The organism is Peristeroidobacter agariperforans (assembly GCF_004138335.1).
Taxonomy (GTDB): Bacteria; Pseudomonadota; Gammaproteobacteria; order Steroidobacterales; family Steroidobacteraceae; genus Steroidobacter; species Steroidobacter agariperforans.
The window spans coordinates 373175-387664 of sequence record NZ_RYFW01000002.1 but is presented as its reverse complement, the minus strand read 5'-3'; the positions used below and the strand labels follow the sequence as shown (position 1 = coordinate 387664).

Sequence of the window (14490 nt, the reverse complement as noted above, 5' to 3'; positions counted from 1 at the left end):
AATCGCCGCGTCTTGTTTGTCGTCACGGGATCCGCAATGAAGCCATTCCTCGCCCTGCTGCTTGCTGTCACCCTCCCCTGTTCGACGGCCCTGGCCTGGTCTCGCCCGGGACATATGGTCAGCGCAGCGATTGCTTATGACGAACTGAATGCGCAAGACCGACGGATCGTCGATCGAGTGGTCGCGCTGGCCGAGAAACATCCGGATCGCGGCGCCTTCGAAGTGGCTATCGGCCGGGCCAAGGGCGAGGAACGCGGTCGTCGCATGTTCCTCGAGCTGGCCCGCTGGCCGGACGACACCCGCGGCAGCATTCACGATCATCCAACCTGGCACTACTGGTCGCGGCCCATCGTCGACAAATCGTCGCCGCCGGCGAAGCTGCCGGAAGATGTGCCGCAGGGTGCCGCGTATGAAGCGTTCGCGCTGAGTCTGAGCGTCGCGTCCGATTCGCGCGCTTCCGCCGGCGAGCGAGCGGTCGCGCTGGCCTGGATATTTCATCTGGTCGGCGACATCCATCAGCCGCTGCACAGCGTGTCACAAGTATCGAAACGTTTTCCGGAAGGCGATCGTGGCGGCAGCCTGCAGTTCGTGCTGGATCCTGTCGCCCGGGAGCCGGTCTCGCTGCACTGGTACTGGGACGACCGGGTCAGCCGCGACGGCGAGCCCGAGTTCGCCATCGAGCGCGCCGAAGATCTCATGAGTCGCGTCCCGCGCTCGCAGTTCACGCTGCAACCGTTCAAGAGCGCCACGGAATTTTCGGAATGGGCCAAGGAAAGCTATCAGCTCGCCGCCACCCTGGCGTACGGCCCCGATCTGCGAGCCAGCGATTCCGCCAAAACTGCAACGGAGCAGCCCCAACGTTATCTCGATGAATCCCTGGAAGTGGCCGAGCAGCGACTGACGCTGGCGGGCTATCGACTCACCGAGGTGTTGCGTTGGGCATTTCGTCACGAGCGCTGAAAGTTCACCGCCACCGACTCGTGCCGACACTCATATACCCGTGATTCCCGATCGGCACGCCGACGCTGACGCCGACACCGACGTTGCCGCTGCATCCGCCGAGCGACAGCATCGTCGCGACGAGCGCACAAACAGAGATTTTTCGCACGAACTGGCGCATGGAAGAACTCCGCTTCACATCGGAAACTTCTGCAGGACCAGGATCGCACCGGCAGGATCGGTGACGACCGCGATCGTGTTGTCGCGCAAGGTCGGCGACGGTGGGAGCACGACTCTCCCTCCGAGCGTCCGCACACGCTCAGCCGCCGCAACCGGATCATCAACAGCGAAAAAAGTCAGCCACACCGGCTCGGCCTCGCTGGAAGGGTTCTCGAAGAGACCCGCACGCCGCGTACCCCCTGCGTAAGCCATGTATATTCGCCGCCGCGCCTCGCGGCCGTGAGCGGCTCGTAACCGACGACTGCCGCATAGAACTTAGCTGCCTGTGTCGGATCGTTCGCTAACAGCTCGGTCCACACGATGCGACCGAGGGCTGGCGCGGTGCTCGTATCATCAGGATCACCGATACGGCTGCGAGCAAAACCGATGACAGCTCCTTCGGGATCGATGATTGCGGCGACGCGCCCGAGATTCACCTTCGTCGGCGGCACTGCCACTCGCCCGCCTTCCGCTTTCGTGCGCTGGACCGCGGCGTCGACGTCATCGACAGAGACGTACGGGAGCCATCGAGACATCGGCTTGCCGTCGGCGCGCTCATCGACTTCGAGAAGTCCGCCAACGTAGATATTGCCCGCCCTGGCAATCAGATACTTGTGTCCATGCCGGCTGCCGGCGTCGTCGTAAGTCCAACCGAACAAGCCGCTATAAAAAGCGCGAACCGCAGCGAGATCGTTCGTGATGAGGTCGTTCCATACGACCTTGCCGATGAGCGGGTCCTGCGAGAATGAGAGCGTCGACGTATCGAGGCGCGTTGTCGAGGTACACGCAGCCACAATTGCGCAGAGCGCGACAGCAAGAGTGCCTGACCATGCACGCATCGTAGATAGAGGGCTTCACTGCCGGGCCGGCAGGACTTGGTGCGAAAAGTCTTAACGCCTTCGATGCTCCGTGCCATTCGTCCTTGGGGAAGTGCGTTGGGCGTTCGAACGCCGTACGTATCGAGTGAACGGCAGTTGCCCGAATTACTTCCGCCGATCACTAGTTCTCCACGCAGCCTGTCCCCTGGCACGTACTGTACCCACGTGTCGATCGTCGGAACATGATGGCGCATGAGCACGCCGATACTCGAATCGCGACCCGATTTCTCCCTGGTGCTCGGCGGTCCGCTGTTCCAAATATTCCTGCGCACGCATCTGTCGGGCAATGCGCTGGAACTGTTGCATCGGCGGATGATCGTCGTTACGGGCATCGCGTGGCTCCCGCTATTGGTGTTGTCTGCACTGCGCGGAGATGCCCTCGGGGATGATGTCTCGATCGCCTTTGCCGACGACATCGAGACGCACGTTCGATTCCTGATTGCGCTGCCGCTGCTGATCGCGGCGGAGCTCGTCGTGCACCGTCGCATTCATCATGTGGTGAGCCAGTTCGTGGAACGAGGGCTGATCTTGTCGGAACAGATGCCTGAGTTTCGCGCAGCGATCGATTCGACCCTGCGTCTGCGCAACTCGCCCATCATCGAGCTGGCGCTGATCGTGCTCGTCTACGCCGTCGGACATTGGATCTGGCGCAATGAGATCGCGCTGCATACGACCAGTTGGTATGCCAGTCAGGATGGAGCGCAGATTCAGCTCACGCCGGCCGGGTACTGGCATGCCTTTGTCAGCGTGCCGATCTTCCAGTTCATGCTGATGCGTTGGTATTTTCGCTTCGTTCTGTGGTTCTGGTTTCTATGGCGGGTGTCGCGGCTGCAGCTGCGCCTCCTCGCCAGCCATGCGGATCGGGCGGCTGGACTGGGTTTCCTGAGCGAGAGTCTCTACGCCTTCTCACTCGTTCTGCTGGCCCAGGGCGCAGTGGCTGCCGGGCTGATCGCGAGTCAGATTCTGTACGGGGGCCGGAATCTGCTGGACTTCAAAGTGGAGATTCTCAGCTTCCTCTTCTTTTTCCTGCTCGTGACTCTCATTCCGCTCACGGTATTCACGCCTCAACTGCTGCGGGCCAAGCGCAAGGCATTGCGTCACTTTGGTCGGTTGGTCAATCGGTACTCTGATGAGTTTAACCAGAAGTGGGTGGAGGGCGGCGCTCCGCAAGGCGAGCCCCTGCTCGGCAGCGGCGATATCCAGTCGCTCGCCGATCTTGGTAACAGCTACAGCGTCGTTCGAGAAACACGCCTACTGCCGTTCGACATCAAGGACGTAATGAGACTTGCCGCGATCTCAGCCACACCCTTCCTGCCGCTGCTGTTGACGATGTTCTCGCTCGATGACTTTGCGACTTTTCTGCTCGGGGCGATCTTCTGACGTGCGCCTGCGCATTTCGTTTGTCCAATACCGATGCTTCCCCGCAACTACCGAACGAGCCAGGCCTGAAACGTGCGAGTCGGCGATCGGGCCGCGCGAATCATTCACAAGCTCTCTGGCCAGAGCGGGACGGCGCCGCGGCACTCACTTGTTTTTCACCAACCCCGCCACGAACTCCTGCACCGGCATCTTCTCCAGCCTCCCCCGATCGGCAAACATCGCTTTGATTGCCTCGGTTTGCTTCGGCGAAAAGTGCGCGGCTACGGAGGCTTCGAATTTCTGCACGAGCACCGGCATGCCCTCTGCCCGACGCGTGCGGTGACCTAGCGGAACATCGACCTGCACCCGCTCGGTCCTGGTGCCGTCCCTGAAGAACACTTGCACCGCGTTGCCGATGTATCGCTTATCCGGCGCGTAGTACTCCTCCGTGAAGCTCGTATTCTCGCTCACGACCATCTTCTCTCGTAACGCATCGATGCGCGGATCGCTTGCCGTCGCGTCCTCGTAGTCGGATGCTGAGAGCCGACCGAAGATCAGTGCAATCGCGACCATGTACTGAATGCAATGATCGCGATCCGCGGGATTATCGAGCGGGCCCGTCTTATCGATGATTCGCACGCCCGATTCCTGCGTCTCGATCACAACGCGCTCGATATCGTCGATGTGGCGCTTCACCTGCGGATGCAGCTTCATCGCCGCCTCCACCGCCGTCTGGCCGTGGAATTCCGCCGGGAAGGAAATCTTGAACAGGATGTTTTCCATCACGTAGCTGCCGAAGGCCTGCGGGAACGACAGCGGCTTGCCTTTCATCAGCACATCCTGGAAACCCCACGTCGACGCCGTGACCGCCGACGGATATCCCATCTCATCCGCCATCGCCATCAACGCATGCCTCACCGCCCGGCTGGTCGCATCCCCCGCCGCCCAGCTCTTTCGGGACCCGGTGTTCGGGGCGTGACGATAGGTGCGCAACGCGCCGCCATCGACGAACGCGTTCGAGACTGCGTTGATCACCTGCTCTCGCGAGCCGCCGAGCATCGCGGTCGTCACCGCCGTAGAGGCGAGCCGCACCAGCAATACGTGATCCAATCCAACGCGATTGAAACTATTCTCCAGCGCGCCCACGCCCTGAATCTCATGCGCCTTGATCATGGCGGTGAGCACATCTCTCACCCTCAGCGACACCTTGCCCTGTGCGCCACTGCGCCGCGCCATGTAATCCGCGACCGCGAGAATGCCGCCGAGATTGTCGGATGGATGTCCCCATTCCGCCGCCAGCCAGGTGTCGTTGAAATCGAGCCAGCGAACCATCGCGCCGATGTTGAACGCCGCCTGCACCGGGTCGAGCTCATAGCTCGTACCTGGCACTCGCGATCCACCCGGCATCACCGCTCCAGGCACCACCGGCCCCAACAACTTAGTGCACGCCGGATACTGCAGGGCCTGGAAGCCGCAGGCCAACGTATCCATCAAGCAGTAATACGCGGTCTCGTAAGCGGCCTCGCTGTCGACCTGATACGACAGCGCGTAATCGGCAATCGCCTGCAATATCTCGTCCGGGGCCGGACGTTCTGCCGATTTGAGATCGTGATGCGCCATCTGTTCATTTCCTCTGGTCGAGCGGCACGAACTCGAGGTTCTCCGGCCCGACGTAGTTCGCGCTCGGCCGGATGATCTTGCCGTCCTCGCGCTGTTCGATGACGTGCGCGGCCCAGCCAGTCGTGCGAGCGATGACGAACAGCGGAGTAAACATGGAGGTCGGCACGCCCATCAGGTGATACGACACCGCCGAGTACCAGTCCAGGTTCGGGAACATGTTCTTGATCTCTTTCATCGTCTGTTCCAGCCGCGCCGCGATATCGAACATCTTGGTGTCGCCCGCATCCTGTGCCAGCGTGCGTGCGACTTCCTTGATGACCTCATTGCGCGGATCGGAGATCGTATAGACCGGATGGCCGAAGCCGATGATCACTTCCTTGTTCCCCACCCGCTTGCGGATGTCTTCGTCGGCCTGCTCGGGCGAGTCGTAGCGCTGCTGGATTTCGAACGCGACTTCATTCGCACCGCCATGCTTCGGACCGCGCAGTGCGCCGATCGCGCCGGTGATCGCGGAATACATATCCGAACCGGTGCCCGCTATGACGCGCGCCGTGAACGTCGACGCATTGAACTCATGCTCGGCATAGAGGATGAGCGATGTATGCATCGCGTGCACCCACTCGCGCGACGGCGTTTCCTGGTGCAACAAGTGCAGGAAATGCCCGCCGATCGAATCGTCACCGGTGTCCACGTCGATGCGACGGCCGTGATGACTGTAGTGATACCAATACGCGAGCATGGAGCCGAGGCTGGCGATGAGCCGATCGGCAATGTCACGAGCCGCGGCCGCGCTGTGATGTTCGGGCTCAGGCAGCACACAGCCCAGCGTCGACACGCCAGTTCGCATTACATCCATCGGATGCGCCGCCGCGGGCAATTGCTCGAGCACGGCTTTGACAGCCGCAGGCAAACCGCGCAAACGTGACAGCTTGGCTTTGTAACTGGCGAGCTCGGCGTGATTCGGCAATTTGCCGTGAATCAGCAGGTACGCGATTTCCTCGAACTCGCAGCTGTTGGCGATATCGAGGATGTCATAACCGCGATAGTGCAGATCGTTGCCGCTGCGTCCGACGGTACACAGCGCGGTATTTCCGGCGGTGACGCCGGACAGTGCGACGGACTTCTTCGGTTTGAAGCCGGTGGTCGAAGTTGCTTCGGTCATCGCGAGCCCCCAAAAAGGATTGAGATGGCGATTTGCCCTAAAATTTTTCCCTTCGGCAGCAGCGCGCCGAAGCGCCGCCGCCACTTTGCCACAAGGCCAGCACAGCGTCCTTGCGAACAATGGGGTCTTCCCGAAGCCGCTGACCCCGACGGGTCAGCGGCGGGCGCAAATATCAGGCTTGGGGCGCGGCGGCCTGTACAGGCCCGGCAAGGGTCTTCAGCGGCACCGACTCATCGGCGAGCACCGCGGGGTCGAACGGTTTACACGCTACGACCATGCGCTTGGCGACCATGAATTCCTGCGCACGATTGACGGCGTCGACAGCGATCAGCCGGCCCTGCTTCAGATAGAAGGCGGCGAACGACTTGTTCTCCATCGAACCGCGCAGCACGAACTGATCGTAGCCTTGCGACAGCCCCGTCATTTGCAATTTCAGATCGTATTGGTCGGACCAGAACCACGGCACCGAGTCATAGGCCTTCGGTTTGCCGGCGAGCGAAGCTGCAGCGACGCGAGCCTGTTCGACCGCATTCGGCACCGACTCCAGACGAATGCGCCGGCCGCAGAACACGCTCGGATGATTCGTGCAGTCGCCCGCAGCGACGATGTCCGGATCGGAGGTGACGGCGTACTCGTTGACCACTATGCCGTTGTCGACATCCAGGCCCGCCGCCTGCGCCACTTCGGTGTTGGGCAACAAGCCGATGCCGACAACGACGAAATCAGCAGGAATCACCACGCCGCCGGTGCAGTGAACCGCTGTAACCGCATCGCCAGCGGCATTGAATTCCAGACCCGTGACTTCGATGTTGGTGCGCAGATCGACGCCAGCGTCACGGTGCACCTTTTCATAGAACTGAGACATCTGCGGCGCCGTGACGCGCGCCAACACGCGAGGCAGCGCCTCGAGCACGGTGACTTTCACGCCGCGCGCGATTGCCGAAGCAGCAACTTCCAACCCAACGTAACCACCGCCAATAACGACAAGGCGCTGCCCGGCTTCAAAGCGCGCGCGAATCGCCATCACGTCATCGATGTTGCGCAGATAACGGAAGTTGCTGGTCCGCTCGGCGCGAGCTGCATCGTTGATGGTCATGCGACGCGCGCGTCCGCCAGTCGCCAGCGCAAGCTTCGAATAGGTGACTTCGCGGCCGTCGTCGAACACCAGCTTCTTGTTCGCGCGGTCGATACGCTCGACCCGGCGGCTCAATACCAAGCTGATGTTTGCTTTCTCATACGCGGCCAGCTGCCGCAGGTACAGCGACGTCGCCTCGCACTCGCCTTTCAGATAGGCTTTCGACAGCGGCGGCCGTTGATACGGCAGATGAGATTCGTCGCCGACGATCGTCAACGGACCGGCATAACCTTGTTGACGTAACGCGAACGCAAGCTCGCCGCCGGCGTGGCCCGCGCCAACGATATAGATGTGATCTTCAGTGTGCGTGTCGGACATGAGCTAAATGCGGAACTCGAATCATTCTTCGGGAGCGAGCGTCAGGCGCAGACCGTCGTGTTCCTGCTGCAACTGAATCTGGCACGACAGCCGCGAGTTGTCCTGACGGAACTGCAGCTCGGCCAGCAGATCGCCTTCATCGCTCTGCCGATCGGGCAGCTTCGCGAGCCATTCCGGAGCGATATAAACGTGACAGGTGGCGCACGAGCACATGCCGCCGCAGATGGCGCTGACGCCGTAGTCCAATTCGCGCAGCGTTTCCATCAAAGAGCCTTCCGGCGCCGTTTCCACCTCGTGCTCGCCGCCGTTGCGGTCCACCACGCTCAACCGAATACTCATTCAAATACTCCAGCCCAATGCTCGTCCCGAAACCGGGCGGCATTGTGCCATTTCGCGGTCCGAAGCGTCCTACAACTTGCTAAACGAGCGGGCAAAGTCCATCACTTCCCGGGCCAGACGTTGCTTGTCCGTCGCTGTCTTCATCAGCGTCGCCGTGACGTGCGTGGCCATGCTGATTTGCGGCGCCAGGTGCGCTTCCGACCTGTCGAGCACGAGGCCGTCGATGATGCCCTCATAGAAGCGCGCTATGGTCGCCGAGGACTGCTCGAGCTGCAGCTCGCTCATGATCTTGGTTGTCGGCCCCTTGACCGCCTGACCATTCACCAGCGGCGATACTGCAATTACCGGCACCGTCGCTTCCACCAGGAGCTGGCGCCACGCGGGCATCTCCAGGAACGGGCCGATGCTCAGCCAGGGATTCGACGGGCAGATCACGATGGCTTGCAGCGACGGATCTTCCACCGCCTCCTGCACAAAGGGCACCAGCTGCGCATCGGCCGCGCCGGCGTAGGCCAGTCCCTTGACCGCCGGCTCGCAGCGCCGACCGACGAAGTAGTGCTGAAAATCCAGCGTGCCCTCGTCGGTGACCACCATCGTGCGCACCAGGTCGTTCGTCATTGGCACCACCTTGCCCAGGATGCCGAAGTGGCGCGCGAAGTCGGCAGTGATACCCGACAGCTTTTCGCCAGCATTGAGGCGGCGGGTGCGCTCGATGTGGACCGCCAGATCCTTGTCGCCGAGCCGGAACCAGTGCTCGCCGCCCAGCCGCTCGATTTCCGCCATGAAATTCCAGCTCTCGTTGGCGCGGCCCCAGCCCAGCTCCGGGTTCTGCATGCCGGCCAATGTATAGATCATGGTGTCGAGATCGGGCGAGATCGCCAGCCCAAGGTGTTCGAAATCGTCGCCGGTGTTGACCGCGACGGTGAGCTCCCCGGGAAACAACACACGTTGTAAACCCACGGCGAGCTTGGCCCCGCCGATCCCTCCTGACAGCGCCAGTACCTGCGTCATTGGAATAGATCCTGATCCTTGGAGCGCAGCAACGCCGCTGCGTTACGTTCACTCGCTGTCCATTGCAGTCCTCGTGCGATCACCACTGGAGTTCCCTCGTTAGCTTCACCCATGACCAACGCGGCGCCGGCAGCGAGGGCGTCGGCCAAGCCGACCTCCGTCATTTCCAGCGCGCGACCTTCCCTGTCATATTCGCCTCGACGGTCGATAATGGATGGCAGTCCGGCCGCTCCGATGGCGACATTTACGACGCCGTTACGCCAGGCCCGGCCAAAACTGTCGCTGATCAGCACCGCCACGGGGACTTGCCAGCGGCTGCTCAGCTCATTCCGCAAACGCTCGGCGGATGCGTCCGGATCTCGAGGCAGCAACAACACCTGGTCCTGCGCGGCGCCTGGCACGTTCGAACGATCGACGCCTGCGTTCGCCATCACATACCCGAGCCGATGGCGCACGATCAGCACATTGGGCACGGCACGCATCACCTCCTGCGATTCCGACAACACGACTTCCACCAAGCGTGCGTCCTTGCGAGTTCGGGCCGCCAGCTCCAGAGCGCGGGCCGACGGCGTGATCGAGCGCAAGTCGACGACGCGCCCTTCGGCTTTAGAAACAATTTTCTGCGCGACGACGATCACATCGAACGGCGCGGGCGCCAACCCCGCGCCTTCGACGGCTGTCGCAATCGTCTGCGACAGGTCCTGCCCCGCGATGATTTCGGACAATCCCGACAGGGCAGTGAAAACGACGGATTTCACCGGCCGAATCAGCGGCCCGTGAACTGCGCCGGCCGCTTGTCGAAGAACGCTTTCACGCCCTCGCGGAAGTCCTGGCTGTCGATGCAAACTTTCTGGATCGCTCCTTCTTCGCGGATGGCGCCGGCGAGGTCCAACGCGTGCGCTCGACGAAGCAGTTGCTTCGTGCCCGCCAAGGCCAATGGCGCCGCGTCGGCCAACTTCTCGGCGAGCGCCAACGTTTCGTTGATCAGCTCGGCATCCGGCACCACTCGATTCGCCAGGCCCAGTTCGACACAACGAGCTGCCGGAACGCGGTCGCCGATGAGCGCCAGTTCAAACGCGTGCCGCGCGCCGACACGCTGGGCGAATTGCCAGGTGAGACCGCCGTCGGGCACCAGGCCGATTTTCGCAAAAGGCAATTGCAGGAACGATTTCTCGCCCATCACCAGCATGTCGCAGGCGAGCGCATAGCCGGCGCCGATGCCGCTGGCGAAACCGTTCACCGCGCCGATAACGGGCTTCGGCAGCTCGGCGATAGCGAGAATGCCCGGACCGAACTCCTTTTCCAGCATCGCGGCCACCTGCTCGCCGGAAGGCGGCAAGCTGTTGAGATCGGCGCCGGCGCTGAAACCGCGCCCTGCGCCGGTCAGGACTGCGGCGCGAATGTGCGCAGCGGCCGCGATTTTCTTGAACGCATCGATGATGCCGATGCGCATCTGCTGAGTGAACGTGTTGAGTGCATCGGCGCGATTCAGCGTGACGATCGCGACCCGGCCGCGCTCTTCGTATAGGACTTCGCTCATTGAGGTCTCCGTTGGACTGCGCGGCAGGATGGCGCGAAGCCGCCTCCCATGCAACCGCATGGCCTGCTGGAGCTAAAGCCTGTTTCCTATATTGAACAGGCCGCTACTTTGGGCGGGGATCGCGCACGCCGTCGTCCTTCGGCGGCCCGGCCGTTCGCACCCGAGTCACCGTCTGCAGCAACAGACGGGCTGCATTGCGAACTTCCTGCTGAATCGCTTGGTCCTTGTCGAGCGCCACGTGGCTGGTCGCATACGGCTCGTAGTAACCAATATAGCGATCGATATTCGCGTCGCCCCCGGCCGGCACGAGCTCCATGTCACACAGCCAGTCGTGCAGATTGCGACGTAACGTTTCGGCACCGACGGCATCGCCGTGCACGACCGTCGAGAACGCGCGTCCTTTGAGGTGTCGCGGATAGTCCCAGCCCTCCAGCTCGATGGCTTTCGCCTTCTTCGCATTCTTTCCGTCAGTGCGCGTGGGATCCGGGTTGCCGCCGTCGGCGCACACCAGGCGATCGATCATCAGCTTCAACGGCGACGGCGCTTGATACCAGTACACCGGCGTCACGATCATCACGCCATGGGCGGCCACCCAGCGCGGATAGATCTCGTTCATCCAATCGTTGAGCTGACCGAGCGAATGATTGGGGTAGCACGAGCACGGCCAATGACACAGCGGCATCGCGGTCGCGACACAAGCCTTGCACGGATAGATCACGCGGCCGTACTCGGCCGTCAGATGACTCAGATCGAGCAGATCGACGATCGTTCGCTCGGCCACCAACGTTTGCTCCGCCTCCTGACACAAGCGATAGCTCTTCGACACCTCGCCCGGACAGGTCTGCTCGTGGCGCGCCGCGCCGTTGATCAGCAGTATCCGAGCCGGGCCCTTCGCATCCTCGTGCACGCGCTGCGCTTTGCGAATTTCATCGCGCGCCTGCAGCCATTGCTCGGAGAGCTGATATTCGGGATTCTCGAACTCCGGACCGGCCGCGCGGGTGCGAGGCGCTTTGCGGCCCTCGTGATATGCCTCCCAGGCAAGCTCTGCCAGCGCATCGATCTGCGCCATCGAGCCTTCGAAGGCGGGATCGTAAAAGCGCTGACGGAAGCGCGTTCGGAAGGTGTCCTGGTCGATCTGGGCCGACACGCCGAGTTTTCTCGGCTCGGGCACAGCAGGCTTGGCGCACTTGTCGTTGGATGAGGGCACGCAGAACAACGCTGCCCTTGACGAGGGTGTTCCAGAATTACCGACGGTGCGGACGGCACGATCGAACTTTGAGCGCGCTGCGTGGTTAAGAAGACTTGGTGCGCGGCGCACCGCGATCCGCGCACGCCCTGACGGAGATTTTCATGCAAGAGTTGATCGCGGCGTTTACCAGCCTCGACCGGGCGACCTGGATCACGGTCGCGAGTGTGCTCGTGGGACTGGCATTGGCGCATGTAATTCTGAGTTGGTTCATCAAGTACAAGGCGGCGCGCGAGACGAACACTCACATGCCGATGGAAGACGGCACGCAAGCCGCAATTCGCGAATGGATCTGGCGTGGCGCCACCCGGTGCATTCGTCCGCTGGCGTTCCTGATCTGGGTGAATGGCCTGTATCTGGTGGCGTCGACCATCGTTGCCGACCTCGAGGAATACAAGTTCTCGACGACCGCGCTCGCCGCGCTGGAGTGGTGGCAGGGCCTCGGCACACTCGTCGGCATCGCGTGGCTGCTGGTCCGCATCGGAGTCACGACGGATACAGCGCTACGCAAGATCGCCGCGCGCACCGACAACGATTGGAGCGAAATTCTGATTCCTTTCGCTGGCCGCGCCGTGCGCTGGGTGTTGCCGCTCATCGCCATTCTGCTCGGCGCGCCGGCACTGGCGGTGTCCTCGAAAACCGAAGCCATCGTGCAGGACGCGACCAGCATCCTGCTCATCGCGACGCTGGCCTACGTCGGGCTGCAGCTGATTCATGTCGGCACGTCGCTGATCCTGCAGCGACAGCAACTGGCCGTGAGCGACAACCGCCGTGCACGAGCCATCTACACGCAGGTGACGATGCTGCGGAAGATCGTCACTTCCATTCTCGCACTCATCGCCATCGCATCCATGCTCATGGTGTTCGAGTCGGTGCGTCACTTCGGCACGGCCATCATCGCGTCGGCCGGTGTTGCGGGCATCATCCTTGGCTTCGCCGCGCAGAAGAGCATCGCGACGCTGTTGGCCGGGATACAGATCGCGTTGACCCAGCCCATCCGCATCGACGACGTAGTGATCGTCGAAGGCGAATGGGGCCGCATCGAGGAGATCACACTCACTTACGTGGTCGTTTGTATCTGGGACTGGCGCCGGCTGGTGCTGCCTATTTCTTATTTCATAGAGAAGCCGTTCCAGAACTGGACGCGCAGCAGCGCGGACGTTATCGGCTCGGTATTTCTTTATGTCGACTACAACGTGCCGTTGGCGCCGCTGCGCGCCGAACTGCAGCGAATTCTCGAGGGATCTCAGCTTTGGGATCGCAAAGTGAGCGCACTGCAGGTCACGGACACCAAACAGCACACGGTCGAAGTCCGCGTGATCGTCAGCGCCCGCGATGCCGGGCAGGCCTTCGACTTGCGCTGCGACGTGCGCGAGAAGCTGATCGCCTTTCTGCAGAAGAGCTATCCAGACAGCCTGCCCAGAATTCGCACGTCAACTCTCGATCGGCACCCAGGCGCTCAGCGCGCCGGCGCTTTCGCGAGCGCCTGATCCAGGATGGCGCCGTCGGCGAAGTGGAGTTTCATCACTTTATCCCAGCCGCCGAACACCTCGTCGACCGTCACCAGCTTGATGGCCGGAAACTGGGCAGCGTACTTCTTGGTGACGTTGGCGTCGTTCACGCGGTTGTAGTGCTTGGCGATGATGTCCTGTCCGGCCGGGCTGTAGAGATATTTCAGATACGCAGTCGCGGCTTCGCGCGTGTTCTTGCGATCGACGACCTTATCGACCACGGCCACCGGGAAATCGGCGCGCAGGCTCATCGACGGAATCACCGCTTGCAGCTTGCTCTTGCCGTACTCACGACGGATCGCCGTGATCTCGCACTCGAACGTCACGAGCACATCGCCGATGCCGCGCTCGATGAACGTCGTCGAAGCGCCGCGCCCGCCCGTGTCGAACACCGGCACATTCGCGAGCAGCCTGGTCACGAAGTCTTTCGCCTTGGCTTCATCGCCTTTGTTCTGCGCCAGGGCGTACGCGTAAGCAGCGAGATAGGTGTATCGGCCGTTGCCCGAAGTCTTGGGATTGGGGAACACCACCTGGATGCCGGGCCTGGCGAGATCGCTCCAGTCCTTCACCTGCTTGGGATTGCCTTCGCGCACCAGCAACACCGGCAGCGAATAAAACGGCGAAGCATTGTTCGGCAATCGTTGCCGCCAGTCGGCGCCGAGCAGGCCGGCCTTGTGCAGCAACTCGATATCGGTGACCTGATTGAATGTCACTACGTCGGCCGGCAAGCCTTCGGCCACCGAGCGCGCCTGCTTGGAGGAGCCGCCGTGCGACTGTCGGATCTTGAGCGTCTTGCCGGTCTGCTTCTTCCACTCGGCAATGAACGCCGGGTTGATGTCATCGAACAGCTCGCGCGCCACGTCGTACGACGCGTTGAGCAGTTCCTGCGAAAACGCCGCCGGCGCCAGCAGCAAGCCGGCGAGCGCCACCCAGACGCGAATATTCATGCGCACTGCCATCGATCCTGAATGAGGGGCAGCGATTCTGCAGGCAGGCCGCGGCTCGTGTCAGTAACGCCGCGGTGATAAGGAAGTTATCGGCAGTTATGAGTGAGGCGGCGTCGCGATGACGCCGCCTGAAGGCCTGAATGGCGCTACTGCTGAGCCGGGGGCGGCGGAGTCGTACCCTCAGCCGGCGGAGGCGTCGTGGTCGTGCTATCCGGGGGCGGCGGGGTGTCCGACGGGGTCGGGCTCGGCGCCGGTTCAGCCGGCAT

At 62.2% G+C, this 14490-nt stretch carries 15 protein-coding genes; 3 read left to right on the top strand and 12 right to left on the bottom strand.

Annotation, left to right across the window (positions count from 1 at the left end; all coding sequences use genetic code 11):
- The first annotated feature begins 36 nt into the window (after positions 1-36).
- On the top strand, positions 37-960 hold the full coding sequence (locus EK373_RS15600) for a S1/P1 nuclease (RefSeq protein WP_129644515.1): 924 nt from the start codon (positions 37-39) through the stop codon (positions 958-960).
- Positions 961-964: 4 nt separating this feature from the next.
- On the opposite strand, the gene EK373_RS33080 is transcribed toward EK373_RS15600, so the two are convergent.
- From EK373_RS33080 to EK373_RS15590, 3 genes are read right to left on the bottom strand one after another with little or no spacing between them, the layout of a single operon-like run.
- The gene (locus EK373_RS33080; protein WP_157994382.1) at positions 965-1120 is read right to left on the bottom strand and encodes a hypothetical protein; all 156 of its coding nucleotides are present in this window, start codon (positions 1118-1120) and stop codon (positions 965-967) included.
- A gap of 14 nt (positions 1121-1134) precedes the next feature.
- Positions 1135-1371, bottom strand: a complete 237-nt coding sequence (locus EK373_RS15595) for a VOC family protein (RefSeq protein ID WP_129644513.1) — start codon at positions 1369-1371, stop codon at positions 1135-1137.
- Positions 1296-1997 carry a VOC family protein gene (locus EK373_RS15590; protein ID WP_129644511.1) on the bottom strand — a complete coding sequence of 234 codons (702 nt, stop codon included), beginning with the start codon at positions 1995-1997 and terminating at the stop codon, positions 1296-1298. The genes EK373_RS15595 and EK373_RS15590 overlap by 76 nt, the downstream gene beginning before the upstream one ends.
- A gap of 231 nt (positions 1998-2228) precedes the next feature.
- On the opposite strand from EK373_RS15590, the gene EK373_RS15585 reads away from it, so the two are divergent.
- Complete coding sequence (locus EK373_RS15585; RefSeq protein WP_129644509.1) at positions 2229-3416, top strand: hypothetical protein; 1188 nt, start codon at positions 2229-2231, stop codon at positions 3414-3416.
- A 144-nt stretch (positions 3417-3560) separates the two neighbouring features.
- Here EK373_RS15585 and EK373_RS15580 read toward each other — a convergent pair whose 3' ends face one another.
- The 8 genes from EK373_RS15580 to EK373_RS15545 all read right to left on the bottom strand — a co-directional run bounded on the left by EK373_RS15580 (position 3561) and on the right by EK373_RS15545 (position 11727).
- A complete protein-coding gene (locus EK373_RS15580) occupies positions 3561-5015 on the bottom strand; it encodes a bifunctional 2-methylcitrate dehydratase/aconitate hydratase (RefSeq protein ID WP_129644507.1) in 1455 nt (484 codons plus the stop codon).
- Positions 5016-5019: 4 nt separating this feature from the next.
- Positions 5020-6177, bottom strand: a complete 1158-nt coding sequence (gene prpC / locus EK373_RS15575; protein WP_129644505.1) for a bifunctional 2-methylcitrate synthase/citrate synthase — start codon at positions 6175-6177, stop codon at positions 5020-5022.
- 172 nt (positions 6178-6349) lie between these two features.
- Positions 6350-7630, bottom strand: a complete 1281-nt coding sequence (locus EK373_RS15570) for an NAD(P)/FAD-dependent oxidoreductase (protein ID WP_129644503.1) — start codon at positions 7628-7630, stop codon at positions 6350-6352.
- A gap of 21 nt (positions 7631-7651) precedes the next feature.
- Positions 7652-7969: a 2Fe-2S iron-sulfur cluster-binding protein gene (locus tag EK373_RS15565; RefSeq protein ID WP_129644501.1), complete on the bottom strand. Its 318-nt coding sequence runs from the start codon at positions 7967-7969 to the stop codon at positions 7652-7654.
- A gap of 69 nt (positions 7970-8038) precedes the next feature.
- A complete protein-coding gene (gene cofD / locus EK373_RS15560; RefSeq protein ID WP_129644499.1) occupies positions 8039-8980 on the bottom strand; it encodes a 2-phospho-L-lactate transferase in 942 nt (313 codons plus the stop codon).
- Positions 8977-9738: a coenzyme F420-0:L-glutamate ligase gene (gene cofE, locus EK373_RS15555; protein WP_129644497.1), complete on the bottom strand. Its 762-nt coding sequence runs from the start codon at positions 9736-9738 to the stop codon at positions 8977-8979. Before cofE ends, cofD begins: the two co-directional genes overlap by 4 nt.
- A gap of 8 nt (positions 9739-9746) precedes the next feature.
- Positions 9747-10520: an enoyl-CoA hydratase/isomerase family protein gene (locus EK373_RS15550; RefSeq protein ID WP_157994380.1), complete on the bottom strand. Its 774-nt coding sequence runs from the start codon at positions 10518-10520 to the stop codon at positions 9747-9749.
- A 103-nt stretch (positions 10521-10623) separates the two neighbouring features.
- Positions 10624-11727, bottom strand: a complete 1104-nt coding sequence (locus tag EK373_RS15545) for a flavodoxin family protein (protein WP_129644493.1) — start codon at positions 11725-11727, stop codon at positions 10624-10626.
- A gap of 143 nt (positions 11728-11870) precedes the next feature.
- On the opposite strand from EK373_RS15545, the gene EK373_RS15540 reads away from it, so the two are divergent.
- Positions 11871-13256 (top strand): mechanosensitive ion channel family protein, encoded by a 1386-nt coding sequence (locus EK373_RS15540; protein ID WP_198683373.1) that lies wholly within the window; start codon positions 11871-11873, stop codon positions 13254-13256.
- Here the strand turns inward: EK373_RS15540 and EK373_RS15535 are convergent.
- Complete coding sequence (locus tag EK373_RS15535; RefSeq protein ID WP_269813686.1) at positions 13226-14224, bottom strand: sulfate ABC transporter substrate-binding protein; 999 nt, start codon at positions 14222-14224, stop codon at positions 13226-13228. The genes EK373_RS15540 and EK373_RS15535 overlap by 31 nt on opposite strands.
- Positions 14225-14490 lie beyond the last annotated feature (266 nt).

Excerpts from the sequence above, each read along its gene's own strand:
- EK373_RS33080 (WP_157994382.1), bottom strand. The coding sequence starts at position 1,120 with ATGCGCCAGTTCGTGCGAAAAATCTCTGTTTGTGCGCTCGTCGCGACG.
- EK373_RS15585 (WP_129644509.1), top strand. The coding sequence starts at position 2,229 with ATGAGCACGCCGATACTCGAATCGCGACCCGATTTCTCCCTGGTGCTC.
- EK373_RS15540 (WP_198683373.1), top strand. The coding sequence starts at position 11,871 with ATGCAAGAGTTGATCGCGGCGTTTACCAGCCTCGACCGGGCGACCTGG.
- prpC (WP_129644505.1), bottom strand. The coding sequence starts at position 6,177 with ATGACCGAAGCAACTTCGACCACCGGCTTCAAACCGAAGAAGTCCGTC.
- EK373_RS15595 (WP_129644513.1), bottom strand. The coding sequence starts at position 1,371 with ATGGCTTACGCAGGGGGTACGCGGCGTGCGGGTCTCTTCGAGAACCCT.
- cofD (WP_129644499.1), bottom strand. The coding sequence starts at position 8,980 with ATGACGCAGGTACTGGCGCTGTCAGGAGGGATCGGCGGGGCCAAGCTC.
- EK373_RS15570 (WP_129644503.1), bottom strand. The coding sequence starts at position 7,630 with ATGTCCGACACGCACACTGAAGATCACATCTATATCGTTGGCGCGGGC.
- EK373_RS15580 (WP_129644507.1), bottom strand. The coding sequence starts at position 5,015 with ATGGCGCATCACGATCTCAAATCGGCAGAACGTCCGGCCCCGGACGAG.
- EK373_RS15550 (WP_157994380.1), bottom strand. The coding sequence starts at position 10,520 with ATGAGCGAAGTCCTATACGAAGAGCGCGGCCGGGTCGCGATCGTCACG.
- EK373_RS15535 (WP_269813686.1), bottom strand. The coding sequence starts at position 14,224 with ATGAATATTCGCGTCTGGGTGGCGCTCGCCGGCTTGCTGCTGGCGCCG.
- EK373_RS15565 (WP_129644501.1), bottom strand. The coding sequence starts at position 7,969 with ATGAGTATTCGGTTGAGCGTGGTGGACCGCAACGGCGGCGAGCACGAG.
- EK373_RS15590 (WP_129644511.1), bottom strand. The coding sequence starts at position 1,997 with ATGCGTGCATGGTCAGGCACTCTTGCTGTCGCGCTCTGCGCAATTGTG.
- EK373_RS15600 (WP_129644515.1), top strand. The coding sequence starts at position 37 with ATGAAGCCATTCCTCGCCCTGCTGCTTGCTGTCACCCTCCCCTGTTCG.